The 21,980-nt window shown below is 70.2% G+C and carries 22 protein-coding genes; 19 read left to right on the plus strand and 3 right to left on the minus strand.

What is annotated here, in order from left to right; all coding sequences use genetic code 11:
- Positions 1-127 precede the first annotated feature (127 nt).
- From rpmE to SY2F82_RS14095, 17 genes are all read left to right on the plus strand, one after another.
- Positions 128-349 carry a 50S ribosomal protein L31 gene (rpmE, locus tag SY2F82_RS14015; RefSeq protein WP_103838593.1) on the plus strand — a complete coding sequence of 74 codons (222 nt, stop codon included), beginning with the start codon at positions 128-130 and terminating at the stop codon, positions 347-349.
- A 134-nt stretch (positions 350-483) separates the two neighbouring features.
- Positions 484-1,554, plus strand: a complete 1,071-nt coding sequence (gene prfA / locus SY2F82_RS14020) for a peptide chain release factor 1 (RefSeq protein ID WP_200419329.1) — start codon at positions 484-486, stop codon at positions 1,552-1,554.
- 49 nt (positions 1,555-1,603) lie between these two features.
- On the plus strand, positions 1,604-2,449 hold the full coding sequence (gene prmC / locus SY2F82_RS14025; protein ID WP_103838595.1) for a peptide chain release factor N(5)-glutamine methyltransferase: 846 nt from the start codon (positions 1,604-1,606) through the stop codon (positions 2,447-2,449).
- 55 nt (positions 2,450-2,504) lie between these two features.
- Positions 2,505-3,152 (plus strand): L-threonylcarbamoyladenylate synthase, encoded by a 648-nt coding sequence (locus SY2F82_RS14030; protein WP_200419330.1) that lies wholly within the window; start codon positions 2,505-2,507, stop codon positions 3,150-3,152.
- A 52-nt stretch (positions 3,153-3,204) separates the two neighbouring features.
- Positions 3,205-3,864: a protein-tyrosine-phosphatase gene (locus tag SY2F82_RS14035; protein WP_200419331.1), complete on the plus strand. Its 660-nt coding sequence runs from the start codon at positions 3,205-3,207 to the stop codon at positions 3,862-3,864.
- Positions 3,865-4,305: 441 nt separating this feature from the next.
- Positions 4,306-5,547, plus strand: a complete 1,242-nt coding sequence (glyA, locus tag SY2F82_RS14040; protein WP_200419332.1) for a serine hydroxymethyltransferase — start codon at positions 4,306-4,308, stop codon at positions 5,545-5,547.
- A gap of 126 nt (positions 5,548-5,673) precedes the next feature.
- Positions 5,674-7,011, plus strand: a complete 1,338-nt coding sequence (locus SY2F82_RS14045) for an MraY family glycosyltransferase (protein ID WP_200419333.1) — start codon at positions 5,674-5,676, stop codon at positions 7,009-7,011.
- 298 nt (positions 7,012-7,309) lie between these two features.
- Positions 7,310-7,747 carry a hypothetical protein gene (locus tag SY2F82_RS14050; protein WP_200419334.1) on the plus strand — a complete coding sequence of 146 codons (438 nt, stop codon included), beginning with the start codon at positions 7,310-7,312 and terminating at the stop codon, positions 7,745-7,747.
- A 226-nt stretch (positions 7,748-7,973) separates the two neighbouring features.
- Positions 7,974-8,792 (plus strand): F0F1 ATP synthase subunit A, encoded by an 819-nt coding sequence (gene atpB / locus SY2F82_RS14055; protein ID WP_200419335.1) that lies wholly within the window; start codon positions 7,974-7,976, stop codon positions 8,790-8,792.
- 78 nt (positions 8,793-8,870) lie between these two features.
- Positions 8,871-9,110, plus strand: a complete 240-nt coding sequence (gene atpE, locus SY2F82_RS14060; protein ID WP_018571456.1) for an ATP synthase F0 subunit C — start codon at positions 8,871-8,873, stop codon at positions 9,108-9,110.
- A 45-nt stretch (positions 9,111-9,155) separates the two neighbouring features.
- A complete protein-coding gene (locus SY2F82_RS14065; RefSeq protein ID WP_200419336.1) occupies positions 9,156-9,707 on the plus strand; it encodes a F0F1 ATP synthase subunit B in 552 nt (183 codons plus the stop codon).
- Positions 9,704-10,519, plus strand: a complete 816-nt coding sequence (locus tag SY2F82_RS14070; RefSeq protein ID WP_200419337.1) for a F0F1 ATP synthase subunit delta — start codon at positions 9,704-9,706, stop codon at positions 10,517-10,519. Before SY2F82_RS14065 ends, SY2F82_RS14070 begins: the two co-directional genes overlap by 4 nt.
- A gap of 122 nt (positions 10,520-10,641) precedes the next feature.
- Positions 10,642-12,234, plus strand: coding sequence for a F0F1 ATP synthase subunit alpha (gene atpA / locus SY2F82_RS14075; protein WP_200419338.1), 1,593 nt, complete (start codon positions 10,642-10,644; stop codon positions 12,232-12,234).
- A gap of 21 nt (positions 12,235-12,255) precedes the next feature.
- Complete coding sequence (locus SY2F82_RS14080) at positions 12,256-13,176, plus strand: F0F1 ATP synthase subunit gamma (protein ID WP_200419339.1); 921 nt, start codon at positions 12,256-12,258, stop codon at positions 13,174-13,176.
- The gene (gene atpD, locus SY2F82_RS14085; RefSeq protein WP_200419340.1) at positions 13,176-14,612 is read left to right on the plus strand and encodes a F0F1 ATP synthase subunit beta; all 1,437 of its coding nucleotides are present in this window, start codon (positions 13,176-13,178) and stop codon (positions 14,610-14,612) included. The genes SY2F82_RS14080 and atpD overlap by 1 nt, the downstream gene beginning before the upstream one ends.
- A gap of 175 nt (positions 14,613-14,787) precedes the next feature.
- Entirely contained in the window at positions 14,788-15,165 is a 378-nt protein-coding gene (locus SY2F82_RS14090; RefSeq protein WP_103838606.1) for a F0F1 ATP synthase subunit epsilon, read from the plus strand.
- A 158-nt stretch (positions 15,166-15,323) separates the two neighbouring features.
- Positions 15,324-15,770 carry a DUF2550 domain-containing protein gene (locus SY2F82_RS14095; RefSeq protein ID WP_200419341.1) on the plus strand — a complete coding sequence of 149 codons (447 nt, stop codon included), beginning with the start codon at positions 15,324-15,326 and terminating at the stop codon, positions 15,768-15,770.
- Between the two features lie 63 nt (positions 15,771-15,833).
- On the opposite strand, the gene SY2F82_RS14100 is transcribed toward SY2F82_RS14095, so the two are convergent.
- The 3 genes from SY2F82_RS14100 to SY2F82_RS14110 all read right to left on the minus strand — a co-directional run bounded on the left by SY2F82_RS14100 (position 15,834) and on the right by SY2F82_RS14110 (position 19,608).
- Positions 15,834-17,669 (minus strand): glycoside hydrolase family 18 chitinase, encoded by a 1,836-nt coding sequence (locus tag SY2F82_RS14100; RefSeq protein WP_200419342.1) that lies wholly within the window; start codon positions 17,667-17,669, stop codon positions 15,834-15,836.
- Between the two features lie 128 nt (positions 17,670-17,797).
- Positions 17,798-18,439 carry a response regulator transcription factor gene (locus SY2F82_RS14105; RefSeq protein WP_200419343.1) on the minus strand — a complete coding sequence of 214 codons (642 nt, stop codon included), beginning with the start codon at positions 18,437-18,439 and terminating at the stop codon, positions 17,798-17,800.
- Positions 18,436-19,608 (minus strand): sensor histidine kinase, encoded by a 1,173-nt coding sequence (locus SY2F82_RS14110; RefSeq protein WP_200419344.1) that lies wholly within the window; start codon positions 19,606-19,608, stop codon positions 18,436-18,438. Before SY2F82_RS14110 ends, SY2F82_RS14105 begins: the two co-directional genes overlap by 4 nt.
- Positions 19,609-19,792: 184 nt before the next feature.
- Here SY2F82_RS14110 and SY2F82_RS14115 point away from each other — a divergent pair, with 184 nt between their 5' ends.
- Positions 19,793-20,482 (plus strand): response regulator transcription factor, encoded by a 690-nt coding sequence (locus tag SY2F82_RS14115; RefSeq protein WP_200419345.1) that lies wholly within the window; start codon positions 19,793-19,795, stop codon positions 20,480-20,482.
- Positions 20,479-21,942, plus strand: coding sequence for a sensor histidine kinase KdpD (locus SY2F82_RS14120; protein WP_200419346.1), 1,464 nt, complete (start codon positions 20,479-20,481; stop codon positions 21,940-21,942). Before SY2F82_RS14115 ends, SY2F82_RS14120 begins: the two co-directional genes overlap by 4 nt.
- The last annotated feature ends 38 nt before the right edge of the window (positions 21,943-21,980 follow it).

Raw genomic sequence — 21,980 nt, forward strand, 5'->3', positions numbered from 1 at the left:
ATACACGAGCCCGGCCCCCGGTTTTGGGGGATGGCGCCAGTCCTGGCAGACTGGTACGTCGGCTCCGGTTCACGCTCCCGCATCCCGCGGCTGCGACCCGGCGCCCTCCCGGAAACTAGGAGACACCTTGAAGCGCGACATCCACCCCGCGTACGTCGAGACGCAGGTCAGCTGCACCTGCGGCGCGTCGTTCACCACCCGTAGCACCATCGAGTCCGGCACCATCCGGGCCGAGGTCTGCTCCGAGTGCCACCCGTTCTACACGGGCAAGCAGAAGATCCTCGACACCGGTGGCCGTGTGGCCCGCTTCGAGGCCCGCTTCGGCAAGGCTGCCGCTGCCAAGAAGTAGCGAGCCCACAGCGCCGGTCTCCGGTGCCCCCTTCGCCGGGGGCACCGGGGCCGGCGCTTTGCGGTGCAGCCATTGTTCGTCGTACACACGTCCCCATGCCCCGGCCGGGCAGGGGGCATTTCAGGGAGCCGGAGATGTTCGAGGCGGTCGAGGAACTGGTCGGCGAGCACGCCGACCTGGAGAAGAAACTCGCGGATCCGTCGATCCACGCCGACCAGGCGGGCGCGCGCAGGCTGAACAAGCGCTACGCCGAGCTGGGCCCGATCGTCGCCACGTACCGCTCCTGGAAGCAGACCGGCGACGACATCGAGACGGCGCGCGAACTCGCCGCCGACGACCCCGACTTCGCGGCCGAGGTCAAGGAGCTGGAGAAGCAGCGCGAGGAGCTGACCGAGAAGCTGCGCCTGCTGCTCGTCCCGCGCGACCCCAGCGACGACAAGGACGTCATCCTCGAGATCAAGGCGGGCGCGGGCGGCGACGAGTCCGCCCTGTTCGCCGGCGACCTGCTGCGCATGTACCTGCGCTACGCCGAGCGCGTCGGCTGGAAGACCGAGATCATCGACTCCACCGAGTCCGAGCTCGGCGGCTACAAGGACGTCCAGGTCGCGGTGAAGGCACGCGGCCAGGTCGAGCCCGGCCAGGGCGTGTGGGCCCGGCTGAAGTACGAGGGCGGGGTGCACCGCGTGCAGCGCGTGCCCGCGACCGAGTCCCAGGGCCGTATCCACACCTCCGCGGCCGGTGTCCTCGTCACCCCCGAGGCCGAGGAGGTCGACGTGGAGATCAACCCCAACGACCTCCGGATCGACGTCTACCGGTCCTCGGGCCCCGGCGGCCAGTCCGTCAACACCACCGACTCCGCGGTGCGCATCACGCACATCCCGACCGGCGTCGTCGCCTCCTGCCAGAACGAGAAGAGCCAGCTGCAGAACAAGCAGCAGGCGATGCGTATCCTGCGCTCCAGGCTGCTCGCCATGGCGCAGGAGGAGGCGGAGAAGGAGGCCGCCGACGCCCGCCGCAGCCAGGTCCGCACCGTCGACCGCTCCGAGAAGATCCGCACGTACAACTTCCCGGAGAACCGCATCTCGGACCACCGCGTCGGCTTCAAGGCGTACAACCTGGACCAGGTCCTGGACGGCGACCTCGACGCGGTCATCCAGGCCTGTGTCGACGCGGACTCGGCCGCCAAGCTCGCCGCCGCCGCGTAGGGCTCCGTACCAGCCGCACCAGGCCCGTAGACAGCACCGGAGGACCAGCGTGAACCTGCTGCTCGCGGAGGTGGCCCAGGCCACCCAGCGGCTGGCCGACGCCGGCGTGCCCTCGCCGCGCAACGACGCGGAGGAGCTCGCCGCGTTCGTGCACGGCGTCAAGCGGGGCGAGCTGCACTCCGTGAAGGACTCGGACTTCGACGCCCGCTACTGGGAGGTCATCGCGCGCCGGGAGCAGCGCGAGCCGCTCCAGCACATCACCGGGCGTGCCTACTTCCGGTACCTGGAACTCCAGGTCGGACCCGGGGTGTTCGTGCCGCGCCCGGAGACCGAGTCGGTCGTCGGCTGGGCCATAGACGCCGTACGGGCCATGGACGTCGTCGAGCCGTGCATCGTGGACCTGTGCACCGGCTCCGGCGCCATCGCGCTCGCCCTCGCGCAGGAGGTTCCACGCTCGCGCGTGCACGCGGTGGAGCTGTCCGAGGACGCCCTGCAGTGGACCCGCAAGAACATGGCGGGCTCCAGGGTCGACCTGCGTCAGGGAGACGCGCGGGACGCGTTTCCGGACCTCAACGGACAGGTCGACCTGGTGATCTCCAACCCGCCGTACATCCCGCTCACCGAGTGGGAGTACGTGGCCCCGGAGGCCCGGGACTACGACCCGGAACTGGCCCTGTTCTCCGGCGAGGACGGCCTGGACCTCATCCGGGGCATCGAGCGCACCGCGCACCGGCTGCTGCGCCCCGGTGGCGTCGTCGTCATCGAGCACGCCGACACCCAGGGCGGCCAGGTGCCGTGGATCTTCACCGAGGAGCGGGGCTGGGCCGACGCGGCCGACCACCCCGACCTGAACAACCGCCCGCGCTTCGCGACCGCCCGCAAGGCCCTGCCGTGAGCATCCCTGAGACTCTTTTCCCGCAGCAGTACGTGTACGAGGAGGCCAGCTGACAATGGCACGGCGATACGACACCAACGACGCGACCGACCGCACGACGGGTCTGCGCGAGGCCGCGTCCGCCGTCCGCCGGGGCGAACTCGTGGTGCTGCCGACCGACACGGTGTACGGCATCGGCGCCGACGCGTTCTCCGCGGAGGCCGTGGCCGACCTGCTCCAGGCCAAGGGCCGCGGCCGCAACATGCCCACGCCCGTCCTCATCGGCTCCCCGAACACGCTGCACGGCCTCGTCACGGACTTCTCCGAGATGGCGTGGGAGCTGGTGGACGCGTTCTGGCCGGGGGCCCTCACCCTCGTCACCAAGCACCAGCCGTCGCTGCAGTGGGACCTGGGGGACACCCGGGGCACCGTCGCCGTGCGGATGCCGCTGCATCCGGTCGCGATCGAGCTGCTGACGGAGGTCGGGCCGATGGCGGTCTCCTCCGCGAACCTCACCGGCCATCCGGCGCCGGAGACGTGCGACGCCGCGCAGGAGATGCTCGGCGACTCCGTCTCCGTCTACCTGGACGGCGGCCCCACCCCCGGCAACGTGCCGTCGTCGATCGTCGACGTCACCGGCAAGGTGCCCGTGCTGCTGCGCGAGGGCGCCCTGTCGCCGGAGGAGCTGCGCAAGGTCGTACCCGACCTCGAGGTGGCGAATTGACGGCCCCTGACTCCCCCAAGCTCTCGGCTTCCCTCGAGCAGGGGGCACCCCCATGCGTGGCATAGGCAACGGGGACGAGACGGGGGACCCGGCCCAGCCGGGTCCGCCCCGCGACACCTTCCGCATCCTCCACGTCAGCACCGGCAACGTGTGCCGCTCGCCGATCACCGAGCGGCTGACCCGGCACGCCCTGGCGGACCGGCTCGGCGACCCGCTGTGGGGCGGGGTCATCGTCGAGAGCGCGGGCACCTGGGGCCATGAGGGCGCGCCCATGGAGGCGAACGCGGAGGCGGTCCTCGCGGACTTCGGGGCGGATGCCTCCGGGTTCGTGGGGCGGGAGCTGCTGGACGAGCATGTGATCAGGGCCGACCTGGTGCTGACCGCCACGCGGGACCACCGGGCGCAGGTGATCTCCATGGGGCACTCGGCGGGGCTGCGCACGTTCACCCTGAAGGAGTTCACGCGGCTGGTGCGCGCGATAGACCCGGCCACCTTGCCGCCCCTGGAGGACGGTGTGGTCGCGCGTGCGCGGGCGCTGGTGCGCGCTGCGGCGGCTCTACGCGGGTGGCTGCTGGCGCCTACGGCGGAGGCGGACGAGGTGTACGACCCGTACGGGGCGCCTCTGCCGTTCTTCCGGGCGATCGGGGACGAGATCCATCAGGCGCTGGAGCCGGTGGTGACGGCGCTGACGGGGGTGCCTGCGCGGACGTAGGCTCCCGTGGCTTCTGGGCGCCCGGAGGTGTGCAGGACCCGGGGTGCGGTTGCCCGGGGAAGGTCGCGCAGCCCGGCGTTAAGCGGCGCCTCCCCGAGCTCCGAGCAGGTGATACACCCAGCGCCCACCCGTGCCGCCCCTGGGGGTCCCCGCAGGCCGTCACGGCTCTGGGGGAGGCGCGACTGCCCGCGGCCATGGCGGCTGCGGCGGCGCGACTGTCCGCGGCTGGCGGCTGCGGGGCGGCGCGACTGTCCGCAGCGGCTGCTGCAGCAGCCACAGCGGCCCGCAAGGGGCGCGGGGAACTGCGGGTCAGGTCCGGCGAGGCCGCAGTCGCCGTGGCCACAGAACACCCCGAGTTCCGAGGCGCCTCCCATACCGGGCGCCTCAGCCGCCCCCGGCCTACATTGGTGCTACATCCCCGTCGTCGCCCGGGAGCTCACCATGGCGGTCATCCCCACCCTCGAGGCCGATGTCCTGCGGCGGCAGGACCCCGAGATGGCGGAGCTCCTGCTCGGGGAGGTGGCACGGCAGTCGACGACCCTGCAGCTGATCGCCGCCGAGAACTTCAGCTCGCCGGCGGTGCTCGCCGCCCTCGGGTCCCCGCTCGCCAACAAGTACGCCGAGGGATACCCCGGCGCCCGGCACCACGGGGGGTGCGAGATCGTCGACGTCGCCGAGCGCCTCGCCGTGGAGCGGGCCAAAGCACTCTTCGGTGCCGAGCACGCGAATGTGCAGTGCCACTCGGGATCGTCGGCCATGCTCGCCGCGTACGCCGCCCTGCTCCGCCCCGGGGACACCGTGCTCGCCCTCGGGCTGCCGCACGGCGGCCATCTCACGCACGGCTCGCCCGCCAACTTCTCCGGCCGCTGGTTCGACTTCGTCGGCTACGGCGTCGAGGCGGAGTCCGGGCTCATGGACCACGTGCAGGTGCGCGCCCTGGCTCGTACGCACCGCCCGAAGGCCATCGTGTGCGGGTCGATCGCCTATCCGCGCCATATCGACTACGCCTTCTTCCGAAAGGTCGCCGACGAGGTGGGGGCGTACCTCATCGCCGACGCCGCGCACCCGATCGGGCTCGTGGCCGGGGGAGCGGCGCCCAGTCCGGTGCCGTACGCCGACATCGTCTGCGCCACCACCCACAAGGTGCTGCGCGGCCCGCGCGGCGGCATGATCCTGTGCGGAAGCGAACTGGCCGAGCGCGTGGACCGGGCCGTCTTCCCGTTCACCCAGGGCGGCGCGCAGATGCACACCATCGCGGCCAAGGCCGTCGCGTTCGGGGAGGCGGCGACGGACGCCTTCGCCGCGTACGTCCACCGGGTGGTCGCCAATGCCCGGGCGCTCGCGACGGGACTGGCCGCCGAGGGGCTCCACATCACCACCGACGGCACCGACACGCATCTGATCATCGCCGATCCGGCACCGCTGGGCGTCGAGGGACGCAAGGCGCGCGGGCTGCTCGCCGCCGCCGGGATGGTCCTGGACTGCTGTGCGCTGCCGCACGGCGACGCCCGCGGCCTGCGCCTGGGCACCGCGGCGCTGACGACACAGGGCATGGGCGAGAGCGAAATGGCGTACGTGGCGGCCCTGTTCGCGTCCGTGCTGCGCCAGGAGACGGAGGCCAGGACGGCACGCGAGAAAGTGCGGGATCTCACCGAGGGATTTCCGCCGTATCCCGGGCGATGAGGGGTAGGCGCGCGTTATACACAGCCACACGTGCAACCATCTTCGCTACCCGTGAGTCCTCAACCATATGCACGCGAAGCTAGGGTGTGGGACTGAGGACGCCCAGCGAGACCTGTGGGGAAGCCCGTGCGTGAATACCTGCTGACGCTCTGCATCACGGCCGCGGTGACGTATCTGCTGACAGGGCCGGTACGCAAATTCGCGATCGTGGCAGGAGCGATGCCGGAGATCCGGGCCCGGGACGTGCACCGGGAACCGACGCCCCGGCTCGGCGGGATCGCCATGTTCTTCGGCCTGTGCGCGGGCCTGCTGGTCGCCGACCACCTCAAGAACCTCAACGAGGTCTTCGCCAAGTCCAACGAGCCTCGGGCGCTGCTCTCCGGAGCGGCCCTCATCTGGCTGATCGGTGTACTGGACGACAAGTTCGAGATCGACGCCCTGATCAAGCTGGGCGGCCAGATGATCGCCGCGGGTGTGATGGTCATGCAGGGTCTGACCATCCTGTGGCTGCCGGTCCCGGGCGTCGGCACGGTCTCGCTCACCCCCTGGCAGGGCACCCTGCTGACCGTGGCGCTGGTCGTCATCACGATCAACGCGGTCAACTTCGTCGACGGTCTCGACGGTCTCGCCGCCGGCATGGTGTGCATCGCGTCGGCGGCGTTCTTCATGTACGCGTACCGGATCTGGTACGGCTACGGGCTCGAGGCCGCCGCACCCGCCACCCTGTTCGCGGCCGTCCTGATGGGCATGTGCCTGGGCTTCCTGCCGCACAACATGCACCCGGCGCGGATCTTCATGGGTGACTCGGGATCGATGCTGATCGGGCTCGTGCTCGCGGCCGGCGCCATCTCGGTCACCGGGCAGGTCGACCCGGACGCGATGAACCTCTTCTCCGGTTCGGAGCGCGCGACGGTCCACCAGACCGTCCCCGTCTACATCCCGCTGCTGCTCCCGCTGACGATCATCGCCGTCCCGGCCGCGGACCTGGTCCTCGCGATCGTGCGCCGTACCTGGCGCGGCCAGTCCCCGTTCGCCGCCGACCGCGGTCATCTGCACCACCGGCTGCTGGAGATCGGGCACTCGCACAGCCGTGCCGTGCTGATCATGTACTTCTGGTCGGCGCTCATCGCCTTCGGCACCCTCGGCTACTCCGTGAACTCCGCGTCCATGTGGATCGTGCTCGGCATCGTGGCGCTCAGCGCGGTCGGTCTGGTGCTGCTCCTGCTGCCGCGGTTCACGCCGCGCGCCCCGCAGTGGGCCGAGTCCTTCGTGCCTCCGCGCTACCGCCGTCGGCGCCGCACCGCCGCGAAGCCGCTGCCGGCCGCCGCGTACACCGAGGCCGGGCAGGCCCGGCAGGAGGAGCGCCGCACCCCTGTGGTCGCAGGGGTCTCGGGCGTCAACGGAGCCACGGCCATCGGCACCCGTGCGCGGATGGACCGGCGCCGGGCGGAGTCGTCACGCTGACGTGCAAGGTAAGAATCTGGCGAGCGCGTTGCCCTTCCGTGGGGGCACAAAGCGCCGCAATACCAGACAAGGCGCCGCCGTGTCCGCGCAGACGGGCAGATTCACTCTCATGTGTGACAGTTGGCACACCGCCTAGGTAAAGACCGCATCAAATAGTTTGTGATACGGTTCACGAGAACCCCGGGATAGAGCCGGAGGGTCCGGATGCGACGGCCCCACGGCGTGCGGACTTCGCTCGGCCCGGGACTACGCTCGTCCATGACGACACCCTGCCCCCTGTGAAAGCGGAGTTGCCGCCATGCCGTCCAATGACGCCCGGAACCTTCTGCAGATCGCTGTGCCCGTAGCAGCGATCGGCGTCGTCGCTGTCGCCGTCGGCGGGGGCGTCGCGGGCGGCAAGGGGGCGATCGGGGCGGCCGTCGGCGCGGTGCTCGCCATCCTCTTCATGGGGATCGGCCTGTATGTGCTGCAGTGGACGGCGAGGACGCTGCCGCAGCTCTTCCAGGCGATGGGCCTCATGCTCTACGTCGCCCAGCTCCTCCTGCTCATGATCTTCCTGGCTCTCTTCAAGGGCACCTCGCTCTTCAACGGCAGGGCGTTCGCGTTCTCACTCATCGCCGCGACGGTCGCGTGGATGATCGTGCAGGCCCGGGCGCACATGAAGGCCAAAATCTTCTACGTCGAACCCGACTCCCAGAAGGGCGAGAGCCCCCAGAAGACGGGGCACCCGTCGTGAGGGGTAGGGCCGGGATAAAGACGTGTGAGATCTCCTGCTATCGTCCGGTGCCAACTGCGGCATCGCGGGCGCGGGCATCTGAGCTGACGCCTGCTCACACGCGAGGCTCGATGCCCCCCCAGCCGCCCCCACATCCGTAACACCAGTCCGGTGCCGATCCGCGGCTGCGCGCCGCGCCGACACAACGAGGTTGCCGTATCCATGCGCCACGCCGAAGGAGCCCGCGGTGAGTGCTGACCAGACCACGCTCGCCTTTGACTGGAGTTGCCGCGTCTTCGCCGAGAACGGCTGCGGCTTTCCCTCGCCGGGTCTGAACTCCTTCATCTTCAAGCCGATGTTCACGGTCGGCGGCATCGACTTCGACAAGCCGATGCTGCTGGCTCTGGTGACCACCGTCGTCGTCGTCGGCTTCTTCTGGGCCGCATTCAGCAAGGCCAAGGTGGTGCCGGGCAAGCTCCAGATGGTCGGCGAGGCCGGTTACGACTTCGTGCGCCGCGGCATCGTCTACGAGACGCTCGGCAAGACCGAGGGCGAGAAGTACGTCCCGCTCATGGTCTCCATCTTCTTCTTCGTCTGGATCATGAACCTGTGGTCGATCATCCCGGTCGCCCAGTTCCCGGTGACGTCGATCATCGCCTACCCGGCCGCGCTCGCCGCGATCGTGTACCTGACGTGGATGATCCTGACCTTCCGCAAGCACGGCTTCGTCGGGGGCATGAAGAACCTCACCGGCTACGACAAGTCGCTGGGCGCGGTGCTGCCCCTCGTCGTGACCATCGAGTTCTTCTCGAACGTCCTGGTCCGGCCGTTCACCCACGCGGTGCGACTGTTCGCCAACATGTTCGCCGGTCACCTGCTGCTCGTGATGTTCACCGTCGCCAGCTGGTACCTGATGAACAGCTGGCTGGCCGCGGCCGGCGCCGTCTCGTTCGTCATGGCCATGGTCATGATCATGTTCGAGCTCTTCGTCCAGGCCGTCCAGGCGTACGTCTTCGTCCTTCTGGCCTGCTCCTACGTTCAGGGCGCTCTCGCCGAGCACCACTGAGCCCCCCGTCCGAACGCTCCTCACCAGACGTCCGGTGGCCAACCCCCACCGGTCCTTGAAAGAGAAGGAAGAATCAGCATGGCTGCCACTGAGACCCTTGCCGCCGTCACCGGCTCCATCGCCTCCGTCGGCTACGGCCTCGCCGCCATCGGTCCCGGCATCGGCATCGGCATCATCTTCGGCAACGGCACCCAGGCCCTCGCCCGTCAGCCCGAGGCCGCCGGTCTGATCCGCGCCAACCAGATCCTGGGCTTCGCCTTCTGCGAGGCGCTCGCCCTGATCGGTATCGTCATGCCGTTCGTTTACACCTACAAGTAAACCGCGGTCGGCGACCCACCCCCTCAAGGGAAAGGCACTGATGACATGCAGCTGACACAGCAGCTGATGCTGGCCGCGGAGGAGCAGCAGAACCCGCTCATCCCGCCCGGCCCCGAACTGGTCATCGGCCTCGTCACCTTCGCCATCGTCTTCTTCTTCCTCAGCAAGAAGCTGCTTCCGAACATCAACAAGGTTCTGGAGGAGCGTCGCGCGGCGATCGAAGGCGGCATCGAAGAGGCCGACGCCATGAAGGTCGAGGCCCAGAGCGTGCTCGAGCAGTACAAGGCTCAGCTCGCCGAAGCCCGGCACGAGGCCGCGCGGCTGCGCCAGGAGGCGCAGGAGCAGGGCGCCGCCCTCATCGCCGAGATGCGCGCGGAAGGCCAGCGGCAGCGTGAGGAGATCATCGCCGCCGGTCACGCGCAGATCGAGGCCGACCGCAAGGCCGCTGCGCAGACCCTGCGGCAGGACGTCGGCAGGCTCGCCACCGAGCTGGCCGGCAAGCTCGTCGGCGAGTCCCTCGAGGACCACGCCCGGCAGAGCCGCGTGATCGACCGCTTCCTCGACGAGCTCGAGGAGAAGGCCGAGGCCGCGCGATGAACGGAGCGAGCCGCGAGGCCCTGGCAGCCGCACGCGAGCGTCTCGACGCGCTGACGGACTCCACGTCCGTGGACGCGGCGCAGCTCGCCGACGAGCTGGCCGCCGTCACCGCGCTGCTCGACCGCGAGGCGTCGCTGCGCCGGGTCCTCACCGACCCGGCGCGGGCCGGCGAGGCCAAGGCAGGGCTGGCCCAGAGCCTGCTCGGCGGCCAGGTCAGCGGGCCGGTCGTGGACCTGCTGTCCGGCATGGTGCGCTCGCGCTGGTCGCAGTCGCGCGACCTGGTCGACGCACTGGAGGAGCTGGCGAACCTCGCCGACCTCACCGCCGCCGAGAAGGCGGGCACGCTGGACGACGTCGAGGACGAGCTGTTCCGGTTCGCCCGGATCGTCGCCTCGAACACGGAGCTGCGCGCCGCGCTCACGGACCGTGCCGCCGGCACCCCGGCCAAGATCGAGCTGCTGCACCGGCTGCTCGGCGGTCGTGCCGACGTCGCGACCGAGCGTCTGGTCACGCGCCTTGTGACCGCGCCGCGGGGACGTAGCCTGGAAACGGGAATCGAGTCCCTGTCCAAGCTGGCCGCCGCCCGCCGTGACCGCCTGGTCGCCGTCGTCACCTCGGCGGTCCCGCTGAGCGACTCCCAGAAGCGACGCCTCGGTGCCGCACTGGCCAAGCTCTACGGCCGCCAGATGCACCTCAACCTGGACGTCGACCCCGAGGTCGTCGGCGGGATCCGGGTGCAGGTCGGTGACGAGGTCATCAACGGTTCGATCGCGGACCGACTCGAGGACGCCGGCCGCCGTATGGCGAGCTAGCACAACTCCACAAGCAGTACTACGGCCCGGGTTGGGCCGTGCAGAGGATGCAGAGTTTCTGGGGGGCGCCCCCAGAACCCCCACAGAAACTTCGGGCCCAACAAGGAGAGCAGGGAACCCAGATGGCGGAGCTCACGATCCGGCCGGAGGAGATCCGGGACGCGCTGGAGAACTTTGTCCAGGCGTACAAGCCGGACGCGGCCTCGCGCGAGGAGGTCGGCACTGTCACGTTCGCCGGTGACGGCATTGCGAAGGTCGAGGGCCTGCCCTCGGCCATGGCCAACGAGCTGCTGAAGTTCGAGGACGGCACCCTCGGCCTCGCCCTCAACCTCGAGGAGCGCGAGATCGGTGCCATCGTCCTCGGCGAGTTCAGCGGCGTCGAGGAGGGCCAGCCGGTGCAGCGCACCGGTGAGGTGCTCTCCGTGGCTGTCGGCGAGGGCTACCTCGGCCGCGTCGTCGACCCGCTCGGCAACCCGATCGACGGCCTCGGCGAGATCGAGACCGAGGGCCGCCGCGCCCTCGAGCTGCAGGCCCCCACGGTCATGCAGCGCAAGTCGGTGCACGAGCCGATGGAGACGGGCTACAAGGCCGTCGACGCGATGACCCCGATCGGCCGTGGTCAGCGTCAGCTGATCATCGGTGACCGCCAGACCGGCAAGACCGCCCTGGCGATCGACACGATCATCAACCAGCGCGACAACTGGCGCACCGGCGACCCGAAGAAGCAGGTCCGCTGCATCTACGTCGCCATCGGCCAGAAGGGCTCCACTATCGCCGGCGTCCGCCGCGCGCTGGAGGAGAACGGCGCGCTGGAGTACACCACGATCGTCGCCGCCCCGGCGTCCGACCCGGCCGGCTTCAAGTACCTGGCGCCGTACACCGGGTCCGCGATCGGCCAGCACTGGATGTACCAGGGCAAGCACGTCCTGATCATCTTCGACGACCTGTCGAAGCAGGCCGACGCCTACCGCGCCGTGTCCCTGCTGCTGCGCCGTCCGCCGGGCCGTGAGGCCTACCCGGGCGACGTCTTCTACCTGCACTCCCGCCTGCTGGAGCGCTGCGCCAAGCTCTCCGACGACATGGGTGCCGGCTCGATGACCGGTCTGCCGATCGTCGAGACCAAGGCCAACGACGTCTCGGCGTTCATCCCGACCAACGTCATCTCCATCACCGACGGCCAGTGCTTCCTGGAGTCCGACCTGTTCAACGCCGGCCAGCGTCCGGCCCTGAACGTCGGTATCTCGGTCTCCCGCGTCGGTGGCTCGGCCCAGCACAAGGCGATGCGCCAGGTCTCCGGCCGTCTGCGCGTGGACCTCGCCCAGTTCCGTGAGCTGGAGGCGTTCGCCGCCTTCGGTTCCGACCTGGACGCCGCGTCGAAGTCCCAGCTGGAGCGCGGTTCGCGCATGGTCGAGCTGCTGAAGCAGAACCAGTACGAGCCGATGGCCACCGAGGACCAGGTCGTCTCCATCTGGGCCGGCACCAACGGCCGTATGGACGACGTTCCGGTCGCCGACATCCGCCGCTTCGAGAAGGAGCTCCTCGACTACCTGCACCGCAAGGAGCAGGGTCTGATGACCTCCATCAAGGAGGGCGCCAAGATGTCGGACGACACCATCCAGGCGATCGACGACGCCGTCGCGGAGTTCAAGAAGCAGTTCGAGACCTCGGACGGCAAGCTGCTCGGCGAGGACACCCCGGCCGCAGCCGCCAAGTGACGTAAGGAAGGGACCTGACTCATGGGAGCCCAGCTCCGGGTCTACAAGCGTCGCATCCGATCCGTCAGCGCGACCAAGAAGATCACGAAGGCGATGGAGATGATCGCCGCCTCGCGCGTCGTCAAGGCGCAGCGCAAGGTGGCGGCCTCCACGCCGTACGCGACCGAGCTGACGCGCGCGGTATCCGCGGTCGCCACGGGGTCGAACACCAAGCACCCGCTGACGACGGAGTCGGAGAACCCGACCCGTGCCGCGGTCCTGCTCCTCACGAGCGACCGCGGCCTGGCCGGCGCCTTCAACTCCAACGCCATCAAGACGGCGGAGCAGCTGACCGAGCGGCTCGAGCGGGAGGGCAAGCAGGTCGACACGTACATCGTCGGCCGGCGAGGTGTGGCCCACTACAACTTCCGTGAGCGCAAGATCGCGGAGTCGTTCACAGGCTTCACCGACGACCCCTCGTACGCGGACGCCAAGAAGGTCGCGGCCCCCCTGATCGAGGCCATCGAGAAGGACACGGCGGACGGCGGCGTGGACGAGCTGCACATCGTCTACACGGAGTTCGTGTCGATGATGACGCAGTCGGCGCTCGACGCCCGTCTGCTGCCGCTCAGCCTCGACGACGTGGCCAAGGAGGCTGCGGCGAAGGGCGACGAGATCCTGCCGCTGTACGACTTCGAACCCTCGGCGGAGGACGTCCTCGACGCCCTGCTGCCGCGCTACGTGGAGAGCCGTATCTACAACGCGCTGCTCCAGTCGGCCGCTTCGAAGCACGCCGCCACGCGGCGCGCGATGAAGTCGGCCACCGACAACGCCGGAGAGCTCATCGAGACGCTGTCCCGGCTTGCCAACGCGGCCCGCCAGGCCGAAATCACCCAGGAAATCAGCGAGATCGTCGGTGGCGCGAGTGCCCTGGCCGACGCGACCGCGGGGAGTGACTACTAATGACCACCACTGTTGAGACGGCCACGGCGACGGGCCGCGTCGCGCGGGTCATCGGCCCGGTCGTCGACGTGGAGTTCCCCGTCGACGCGATCCCGGACATCTACAACGCCCTCCACGTCGAGGTCTCCGACCCGGCGAATCCGGGCGAGAAGAAGACGCTGACCCTGGAGGTCGCCCAGCACCTGGGTGAAGGCCTGGTCCGCGCGATCTCGATGCAGCCCACCGACGGTCTGGTCCGCCAGGCCCAGGTGACCGACACCGGCGCCTCGATCTCCGTGCCGGTCGGCGACTTCACCAAGGGCAAGGTGTTCAACACCATCGGTGAGGTCCTGAACGTCGACGAGAAGTACGACGGCGAGCGCTGGACCATCCACCGCAAGGCCCCGAACTTCGACCAGCTCGAGTCGAAGACCGAGATGTTCGAGACCGGCATCAAGGTCATCGACCTGCTGACCCCGTACGTCAAGGGCGGCAAGATCGGTCTGTTCGGCGGCGCCGGCGTCGGCAAGACGGTGCTCATCCAGGAGATGATCTACCGCGTCGCCAACAACCACGACGGTGTCTCCGTGTTCGCCGGTGTCGGTGAGCGCACCCGTGAGGGCAACGACCTCATCCAGGAGATGTCCGAGTCCGGCGTCATCGACAAGACCGCGCTGGTCTTCGGCCAGATGGACGAGCCGCCGGGCACGCGTCTGCGCGTGGCCCTCGCGGGTCTGACGATGGCGGAGTACTTCCGCGACGTCCAGAAGCAGGACGTGCTGTTCTTCATCGACAACATCTTCCGCTTCACCCAGGCCGGTTCCGAGGTCTCCACGCTGCTCGGCCGTATGCCGTCCGCGGTGGGTTACCAGCCGAACCTGGCCGACGAGATGGGCATCCTGCAGGAGCGCATCACCTCGACCCGCGGTCACTCGATCACCTCGATGCAGGCGATCTACGTCCCCGCCGACGACCTGACCGACCCGGCCCCGGCCACCACGTTCGCCCACCTCGACGCGACGACGGTTCTGTCCCGTCCGATCTCGGAGAAGGGCATCTACCCGGCCGTGGACCCGCTGGACTCCACGTCCCGGATCCTGGACCCGCGCTACATCTCGCAGGACCACTACAACGCGGCCATGCGCGTCAAGACGGTTCTGCAGAAGTACAAGGACCTCCAGGACATCATCGCGATCCTCGGTATCGACGAGCTCGGCGAGGAGGACAAGCTCGTCGTCCACCGGGCGCGCCGTGTGGAGCGCTTCCTGTCCCAGAACACCCACGTCGCCAAGCAGTTCACCGGCGTCGACGGGTCGGACGTGCCGCTGGACGAGTCGATCGCGGCGTTCAACGCGATCATCGACGGTGACTTCGACCACTTCCCGGAGCAGGCGTTCTTCATGTGCGGTGGTCTCGAGGACCTGAAGAAGAACGCCAAGGAGCTGGGCGTCTCCTGACGGTCGCCTGTGGCGGGCTCGAACCGGGCCCGCCACAGGTACCGCCTCTTGGTGAGAGGGGTGGAGAAGCGTCTTGCGGGCTTGCCCGCGGGGTGCGGTCCGCCCCTCTCCGTACGCCTACTAGAATTCAGACCAACACCCGGCGACCGCCGGGTGGTGACCCGAGGAGCCACCCTTGGCTGCTGAGCTGCATGTCGAGCTGGTCGCCGCCGACCGCCAGGTCTGGTCCGGCGAGGCCACCCTGGTCGTCGCGCGCACCACGTCCGGCGACATCGGCGTCATGCCCGGTCACCAGCCGCTGCTCGGTGTGCTGGAGTCGGGCCCGGTGACCATCCGTACGAGTGATGGTGGAACGGTCGTCGCCGCGGTGCACGGCGGTTTCATCTCGTTCGCGGACAACAAGCTGTCGCTGCTGGCCGAGGTCGCCGAGCTGTCGGACGAGATCGACGTCCAGCGCGTCGAGCGAGAGCTCGAGCGCGCGAAGGCGGAGGACGACGCCGTCGCCGAGCGGCGCGCGGATGTCCGCCTGCGGGCGGCACAGGCGGCGCGCTGACCGGGGGTGCCTCCCAGGCCGTCTAGGCTCTGGGGGAGCGCTTGCTATGACGTGACTCAGCCGCGGTCGGCCCGGAGAGATCCGGTGCCGGCCGCGGCTGAGGCAAATTCGGGTGTTTTTTCCGTTCCGTTACCTAGGAGACGAGGAGGTCGGTGTCGATGGTCCTCGCTCTGAGCGTGTGCGGAGTGGTCGTGGCACTCGTACTGGTGGGGCTGTTCGTCTTCGGCCTCAGGCGCCGCCTCATCCAGCGCTCCGGCGGCACCTTCGACTGCAGCCTCAGGTGGAACGTCCCGGAGGAGCCCGACACCAGCGGCAAGGGCTGGGGGTACGGCATCGCCCGCTACAACGGCGACCGCATCGAATGGTTCCGCGTCTTCTCCTACGCCCCGCGCCCGCGCCGGGTCCTGGAGCGCTCGGCGATCGAGGTGGCCGGCCGGCGCGCTCCCGAGGGCGAGGAGGAGCTGGCGCTGCTCTCCGACGCGGTGGTCCTCGCCTGTCACCACCGGGGCACCCGTCTGGAACTGGCGATGAGCGAGGACGCGCTGACCGGGTTCCTGGCGTGGCTGGAAGCCGCACCTCCCGGACAACGAGTGAATGTGGCGTAGCGGCGTTCACCCCTCCCCCGAACGAAGTCCGGGGGAGGGGTGAACAGCGCCTGGACCCTTCGGTCAGGTTGACGACAGCCCGTTGCTGAGGGCGCTCACCAGCTCGCCATTGCCGGTGTCGCCGCTGAACTCCCAGAAGAAGGCGCCGCCGAGACCCTGGTTCTTGGCCCATGCCATCTTCGCCCCGATGGTGGCGGGCGTGTCGTACGACCACCAGTTGCTGCCGCAGTGTGCGTACGCCGTCCCCGCGATGGTGCCGGTGACCGGGCAGGACGTCTTGAGCACCTTGTAGTCCTCGATGCCCTGCTCGTACGTGCCGGCCGCCGGGCCCGTGGCCGTGCCGCCCGGGGCGTCCTGGGTGACGCCGGTCCAGCCGCGGCCGTAGAAGCCGATGCCGACGAGGAGCTTCTTGGCGGGCACACCGATCGCCTTGTACTTGGCGATCGCGTCGGCCGTGGTGAAACCGGCCTTCGGTATGCCGCTGTACGACGTGAGCGGGGAGTGCGGGGCCGTGGGGCCCTGCGCGTCCCAGGCGCCGAAGAAGTCGTACGTCATCACGTTGTACCAGTTCACGTAACTCGCGGCGCCCGCGTAGTCGGCGGCCTCGATCTTGCCGCCCGAGGAGCCGTCGGCGGTGACGGCCGCGGTGACCAGGGCGGAGGAGCCGAACTTGGCGCGCAGCGCGGCCATCACGTTCTTGAAGGCCGCAGCGCCGCTGGTGTCGCAGGACAGGCCGCAGGCGTTCGGGTACTCCCAGTCGATGTCGATGCCGTCGAAGACGTCGGCCCAGCGCGGGTCGTGCACCAGGTCGTAGCAGGACTGGGCGAAGCCCGCGGGGTCCTTGGCCGCGTCCGCGAAGCCGCCGGACCAGGTCCAGCCGCCGAAGGACCACAGCACCTTGAGGTGCGGGTACTTGGCCTTCAGCTCGCGCAGCTGGTTGAAGTTGCCGCGCAGCGGCTGGTCCCAGGTGTCGGCGACGCCGCTGACGGACTGGTCGGCGGTGAACGCCTTGTCGTAGTCGGCGTAGGAGTCGCCGATCGCGCACTTGCCGCCGGTGACGTTGCCGAAGGCGTAGTTGATGTGCGTGATCTTCGCGGCCGACCCGGACGTCACCAGGTTCTTGACGTTGTAGTTGCGGCCGTAGATGCCCCACTCGGTGAAGTAGCCGAGCTTGACCTTGTCGCCGGTGGTCGGGGGAGTGGTGGTGCCCCCGGTGGTGTGCACGGCGACCGCGCCGCTGGCCGGACCGGTCTGGCCGGCGGTGTCACGGGCCTGGACGGTGTAGGAGTAGTCGGTGCCGGCGGTGAGGCCGGTGTCGGTGTACGAGGTGGCCGTCACGGTCGCGACCGTCTTGCCGTCGCGCAGGACGTCGTAGTTCTTGACGCCCTTGTCGTCGGTGGCCGCGCTCCAACTGAGCTTCACCGAGGTGTCGGTGATGCTCGAGGCGGTGGGGGTGCCGGGTGCGGAGGGCGGGTTGTCGCCGGGGACGGTCGTGCCGCCGTCACAACTGCCGCCGTTGAGCTTGCAGTTGGACGGTGAGCCGGAGCCACTGCCGTTGAAGCCGAAGGAGACGGAGGCGCCGGGGGCGAGGGTGCCGTTGTAGGACTTGTTCTTGGCGGTCCAGTGGGTGCCGGAGTTGGTGACGTCCGCGTCCCACGCCGAGGTGACGGACGTGCCGGAGGGGAAGTCCCACTCGACGGTCCAGGAGTTGATGGTCGTGGAGCCGGTGTTCTGGACCGTCCACTTGCCTTCGAAGCCGGTGCCCCAGTCCTGCGTCTTGGCATAGGTGGCGGTGGCGGTCGAGGCGGCCTGGGCGGGGCCTGCGGCGAGTCCGACGAGCCCGGCCAGCGGGAGCAACAGGGTCGCGAACCCTGCCGCGGCTCTGTGTCTGAAGCGCATGCTGCGCCTCCCTGTCTTGGGGATGGGGAGTGGTGGGCATGACTGAGCCTTCACGCCCACGGTGCCGCGAGAATAGAAAGGTCTGGACCATAGGTCAATAGGTCTGGACCACTGCGCCGGTCCCGGTGTCAGATCCCCAACTGCTGCGCCAGGACCGCCGCTTGAACCCGGCTGCGCAGCCCCAGCTTTCCGAGGAGACGGCTGACGTGGGTCTTCACGGTGGCCTCGGCCATGTCCAGGCGCCTCGCCGTCTCGGCGTTGGACAGCCCCTCACCGAGGCATGACAGCACCTCGCGCTCGCGCCGGGTGAGGGCGTCGAGGACGGCCGGATCGGTCTTGGGCTCCTGTGCCGACCCCGCGGCGAACTCCGCGATCAGCCGCCGTGTCACCGCGGGAGCGATCAGCCCCTCGCCGCGCGCCACCGTCCGCACGGCCTCGATGAGGTCCTTCGCCTCCGTGTTCTTCAGCAGGAAGCCGGCCGCGCCGGCCCGCAGCGCGCCGAAGACGTACTCGTCCAGGTCGAAGGTGGTCAGGACGAGAACGTCGGCGAGCCCCTCCTGGACGACCTGCCGGGTCGCCGACACCCCGTCCAGCTTGGGCATCTGAATGTCCATCAACACGAGATCCGGCCGCAGCGCCAGGGCGAGCGCCACCGCCTGCTCGCCGTCCGCGGCCTCCCCGACCACGTCGATGTCGGGTGCGCTGCGCAGGATGAGCACCAGCCCGGCGCGGACGGCGGACTGGTCCTCGGCGACGAGGACGCGGATCATGCGGGGTCTCCTTCGGTCAGGGGAAGAGTGGCGCGTACGGTCCACCAGGGGCCGTCGGGACCGGCCGCGAAGGTGCCGCCCAGCAGTGCGATCCGCTCCCGCATCCCGGTGAGCCCGGTGCCGGAACCTGGGGCGCGCGGGCCGTCCCGGTCGCCGTAGGGGCTGGTCACGCGTATGTCGAGGAGGCCGTCGCGCTGGGCCAGACGCACGGTGACCCGGCCGGGATCGGCGTGCTTGAGCGCATTGGTCAGCGACTCCTGGACGATCCGGTACGCGGCCAGCTCCACGGGCGCAGGGACCTTCTCGTACCCGGCGTCGAGCGTGACGTCGAGTCCGTTGGCGCGGGCGCTGCCGACCAGGGCGGCGAGCCCGTCCAAGGTGGGGGTGGCGGTGGGATCGCGCTCGGCGCCCCCGTCGCGCAGGATGCCGATCAGCCGCCGCATCTCCTCCAGCCCTGCCACGCTGTTCTCGCGGATGACGGCGAGGGCCTCCCGGGAGGTCGCCGGGTCGTCGAGGGAGAGCGCGGCGGTGGAGTGGATGGCGATCGCGGACAGGTGGTTGGCGACCATGTCGTGCAACTCCCGGGCCACCCGCGCACGTTCGGCGGTCACCGCCTGGGAGCGGTCCATCTCGGCGAGCAGGGCCGTCTGTTCGGCACGCAGGCGGGCCGCCTCGGCGGCGTCGCGGTGGTTGCGGACGACCCACCCGGTGCTGGCGGGCGCGAGGGCGATCACGCCGACACCGACGCCGATCAGCAGGGTCTGGGGGACGCGCCAGACGGCGAGGGGGACAAGAGCACTGGCGACGGTGAGGAGCCCCGTGACCCACGGCAGGCGACGGGCGGACGCGGGGGTGCCGTAGAGGACGGCCGCGTACATCAGGTCCGTGAACATCACGACGGTGACCAGGTTGCCCCTGGTCACCGTGTCGGCGACCAGGGCGGCGGTGCCGATCAGCAGGGCCGCCTTGGGCCGGGTACGGCGCAGCAGCTCGCAGCCGGCGGTGACGACGAGCGGCACGAGCAGCGCCCAGCGGGCGGGCCAGAGCACGACTGCTTCCCGGGGCCCCCGGGGACTGAGCCCGATGCCCCACAGCAGCAGACCCCCGAGCAGCCCGCCCACCGCGATGCGCATGTCGTCTCGGTGCGGTCGGGGCAGGCGTACGGGCATGGGTCCATCCAACAGGGGCCGGAAGCCACCCGTGTAGTGCCCCGGAACGGTCCCGGACTGCATCTTTCGATGTACGGCGACCTCGTCACGTCGACTCCGAAGCCGGCACAGCCCGGACACCGCTGCCACCGGTCCGACGCCGCGCCGTACGCTGACCCGGCGACAGGCGGTGCAGGGAGGGTGTATGAGCGACGCGGTCGGGGCGGTACTGGTCGTGGACGACGACGCGGCCATCCGTCGCTCGCTGGAGCGCGGCCTCAGGCTCAGCGGGTTCCGGGTGCGGACCGCCGAGGGCGGGGCCGAGGCGCTCGCCGTCATCCGGGACGCACCGCCCGACGTGCTCGTCCTCGATGTGTCGATGCCGGGTATGAGCGGCATCGAGGTGTGCACCCGGCTCCGCGACGACGGCCAGGACCTGCCCGTCCTCATGCTCTCCGCACTGGACGAGACCGCCGACCGCATAGCCGGCCTCCAGGCGGGCGGCGACGACTACCTCGTCAAACCCTTTGCCCTGCAGGAACTCGTCCTCAGGCTGCGCGCCCTGCTGCGCCGCCGCCCGCCCGCCGACCGGGACGTGCTGCGCGTGGCCGGCCTGGTGATCGACCCGGCGGCCCGCACCGCCCACCGCGACGGCCGCCCACTGGAGCTGACGCGGCGCGAGTTCGAACTCCTCGAGGTGCTCGCCCGCAACGTCGGCCTCGTCCTCACCCGCGACCAGCTCCTGGAACGCGTATGGGGCTACGACTTCGACGTCCGCACCGACGCCGTCGACACCTTCGTCAGCTATCTGCGGCGCAAGCTGGAGGCACAGGGGCGGCCACGGCTGATCCACACCGTGCGCGGCGTGGGCTTCGTCCTGAGGGAACAGCCGTGAGACTGTCCACCCGCATCGGACTCGCCGTGGGACTCACCGTCCCGCTCCTCGTGCTGGCCTCCGGCTGGCTGCTGCTGCGCCTGGTCGCCCGCGACCTGCACCAGGAGGAGGACCGCCATCTGCGCAGCCGGGCCGCCGCCGTCGCCCCGGACGCACGCTCCCTGCTGCGCGCGGCCGCCGCGGGCCGGCCCAAGGCGGCCGACACCCGGGAACGCCGGCTCTACACCGCCGCCCTCGACGTCGGCGTACGCGTCGTCGGACCGGACGCCACCTTCAGCGGCGGGCCCCAGCCCGCCACCTCGGTCGCCCTGCCGGCCGAGGCCACCGCGCCGGTCACCGTCCGGGACGCCGGCCGCAGCTGGCGGGCCCTGTCCCAGCCGATCGAGGGCCCCCAGGTCTCCGGCACCCTGTGGGTCTTCCAGCCCGACACCGCCGACCGCGCCCAACTCCGCCTCGTCCGGCGCCGCGTCGTCATGACCGCGCTGCTCGCCGCGCCCCTGTCCGGCCTGCTCGCCTGGGGCCTCGCCACCGGCGCCACCGGCCCGCTGCGCCGCCTCGGCCGCCGTACCGCGGGCCTCGACCCCCGCACCAGCACCACCCGGCTGCGCCACGAGCCGACCGGCGTGAAGGAGGTCGACGAACTAGCGGCCACCCTGCGCACCGTCCTCGCCCGCTACGACGAACAGGCCGCCCGCACCGCCGAGGCCCTGGACACCGCCCGCTCCTTCTCCGCCGCCGCCTCCCATGAACTGCGCACCCCGCTGATGAGCATGGGCACCAACCTCGACATCCTCGCCGACCACCCCGACCTGCCCGAGCCGGACCGCACGGAAGTCCTCACCGACCTGCGCCGCGAACACGCCCGGCTGCTCGGACTGCTGGTGATGCTGCGCCAGCTGGGGCGCGGAGACCTGGTGGAGGCGGAGGCGTTCCGCGCGGTCGACGTGCCGGAGGCAGCGGATGCGGCGGTCGCCGAGGCCCGGCGCCGCGCCCCGGACGCCCGCATCACGTCGAGCGCGCAGCCGGGGCTCACCGTGCACGGCTGGGAGCCCGGACTGCGGCTGCTGCTCGACAACCTGCTCGCCAACGCGCTGGCCCACGGACGGGACGGGCAGGGCAGGGCGGCCGTGACGGTCGGCGTACGGGAAGACGGCCAGGAGGTCGTGATCACGGTCGACGACCACGGGCCGGGGGTCCCGCCCGAGGCCCGCGCCCGGATCTTCGAACGGTTCCAGCGGGGGCCGGACAGTACGGGCTCCGGGCTCGGCCTCACCCTGGTCGCGCAGCAGGCGGCGCTGCACCGGGGGAACGTCACGGTGACGGACGGCCCGGACGGGGCGGGGGCGCGCTTCGAGGTACGGCTGCCCAGGGCGGGCGGGGCGCTGCCCGCACGGCGGGACTGGCTGATCGGTGCAGCAGGGGCAAACCGGTCACAGAGTTCCCACAAAGACGGCTCCTAGCCTCCGCGGCATCGGACGGACGACGGGCCGTCCGGGAA

Source organism: Streptomyces sp. Y2F8-2 (assembly GCF_014905555.1).
GTDB classification, from domain to species: Bacteria; Actinomycetota; Actinomycetes; order Streptomycetales; family Streptomycetaceae; genus Streptomyces; species Streptomyces cynarae.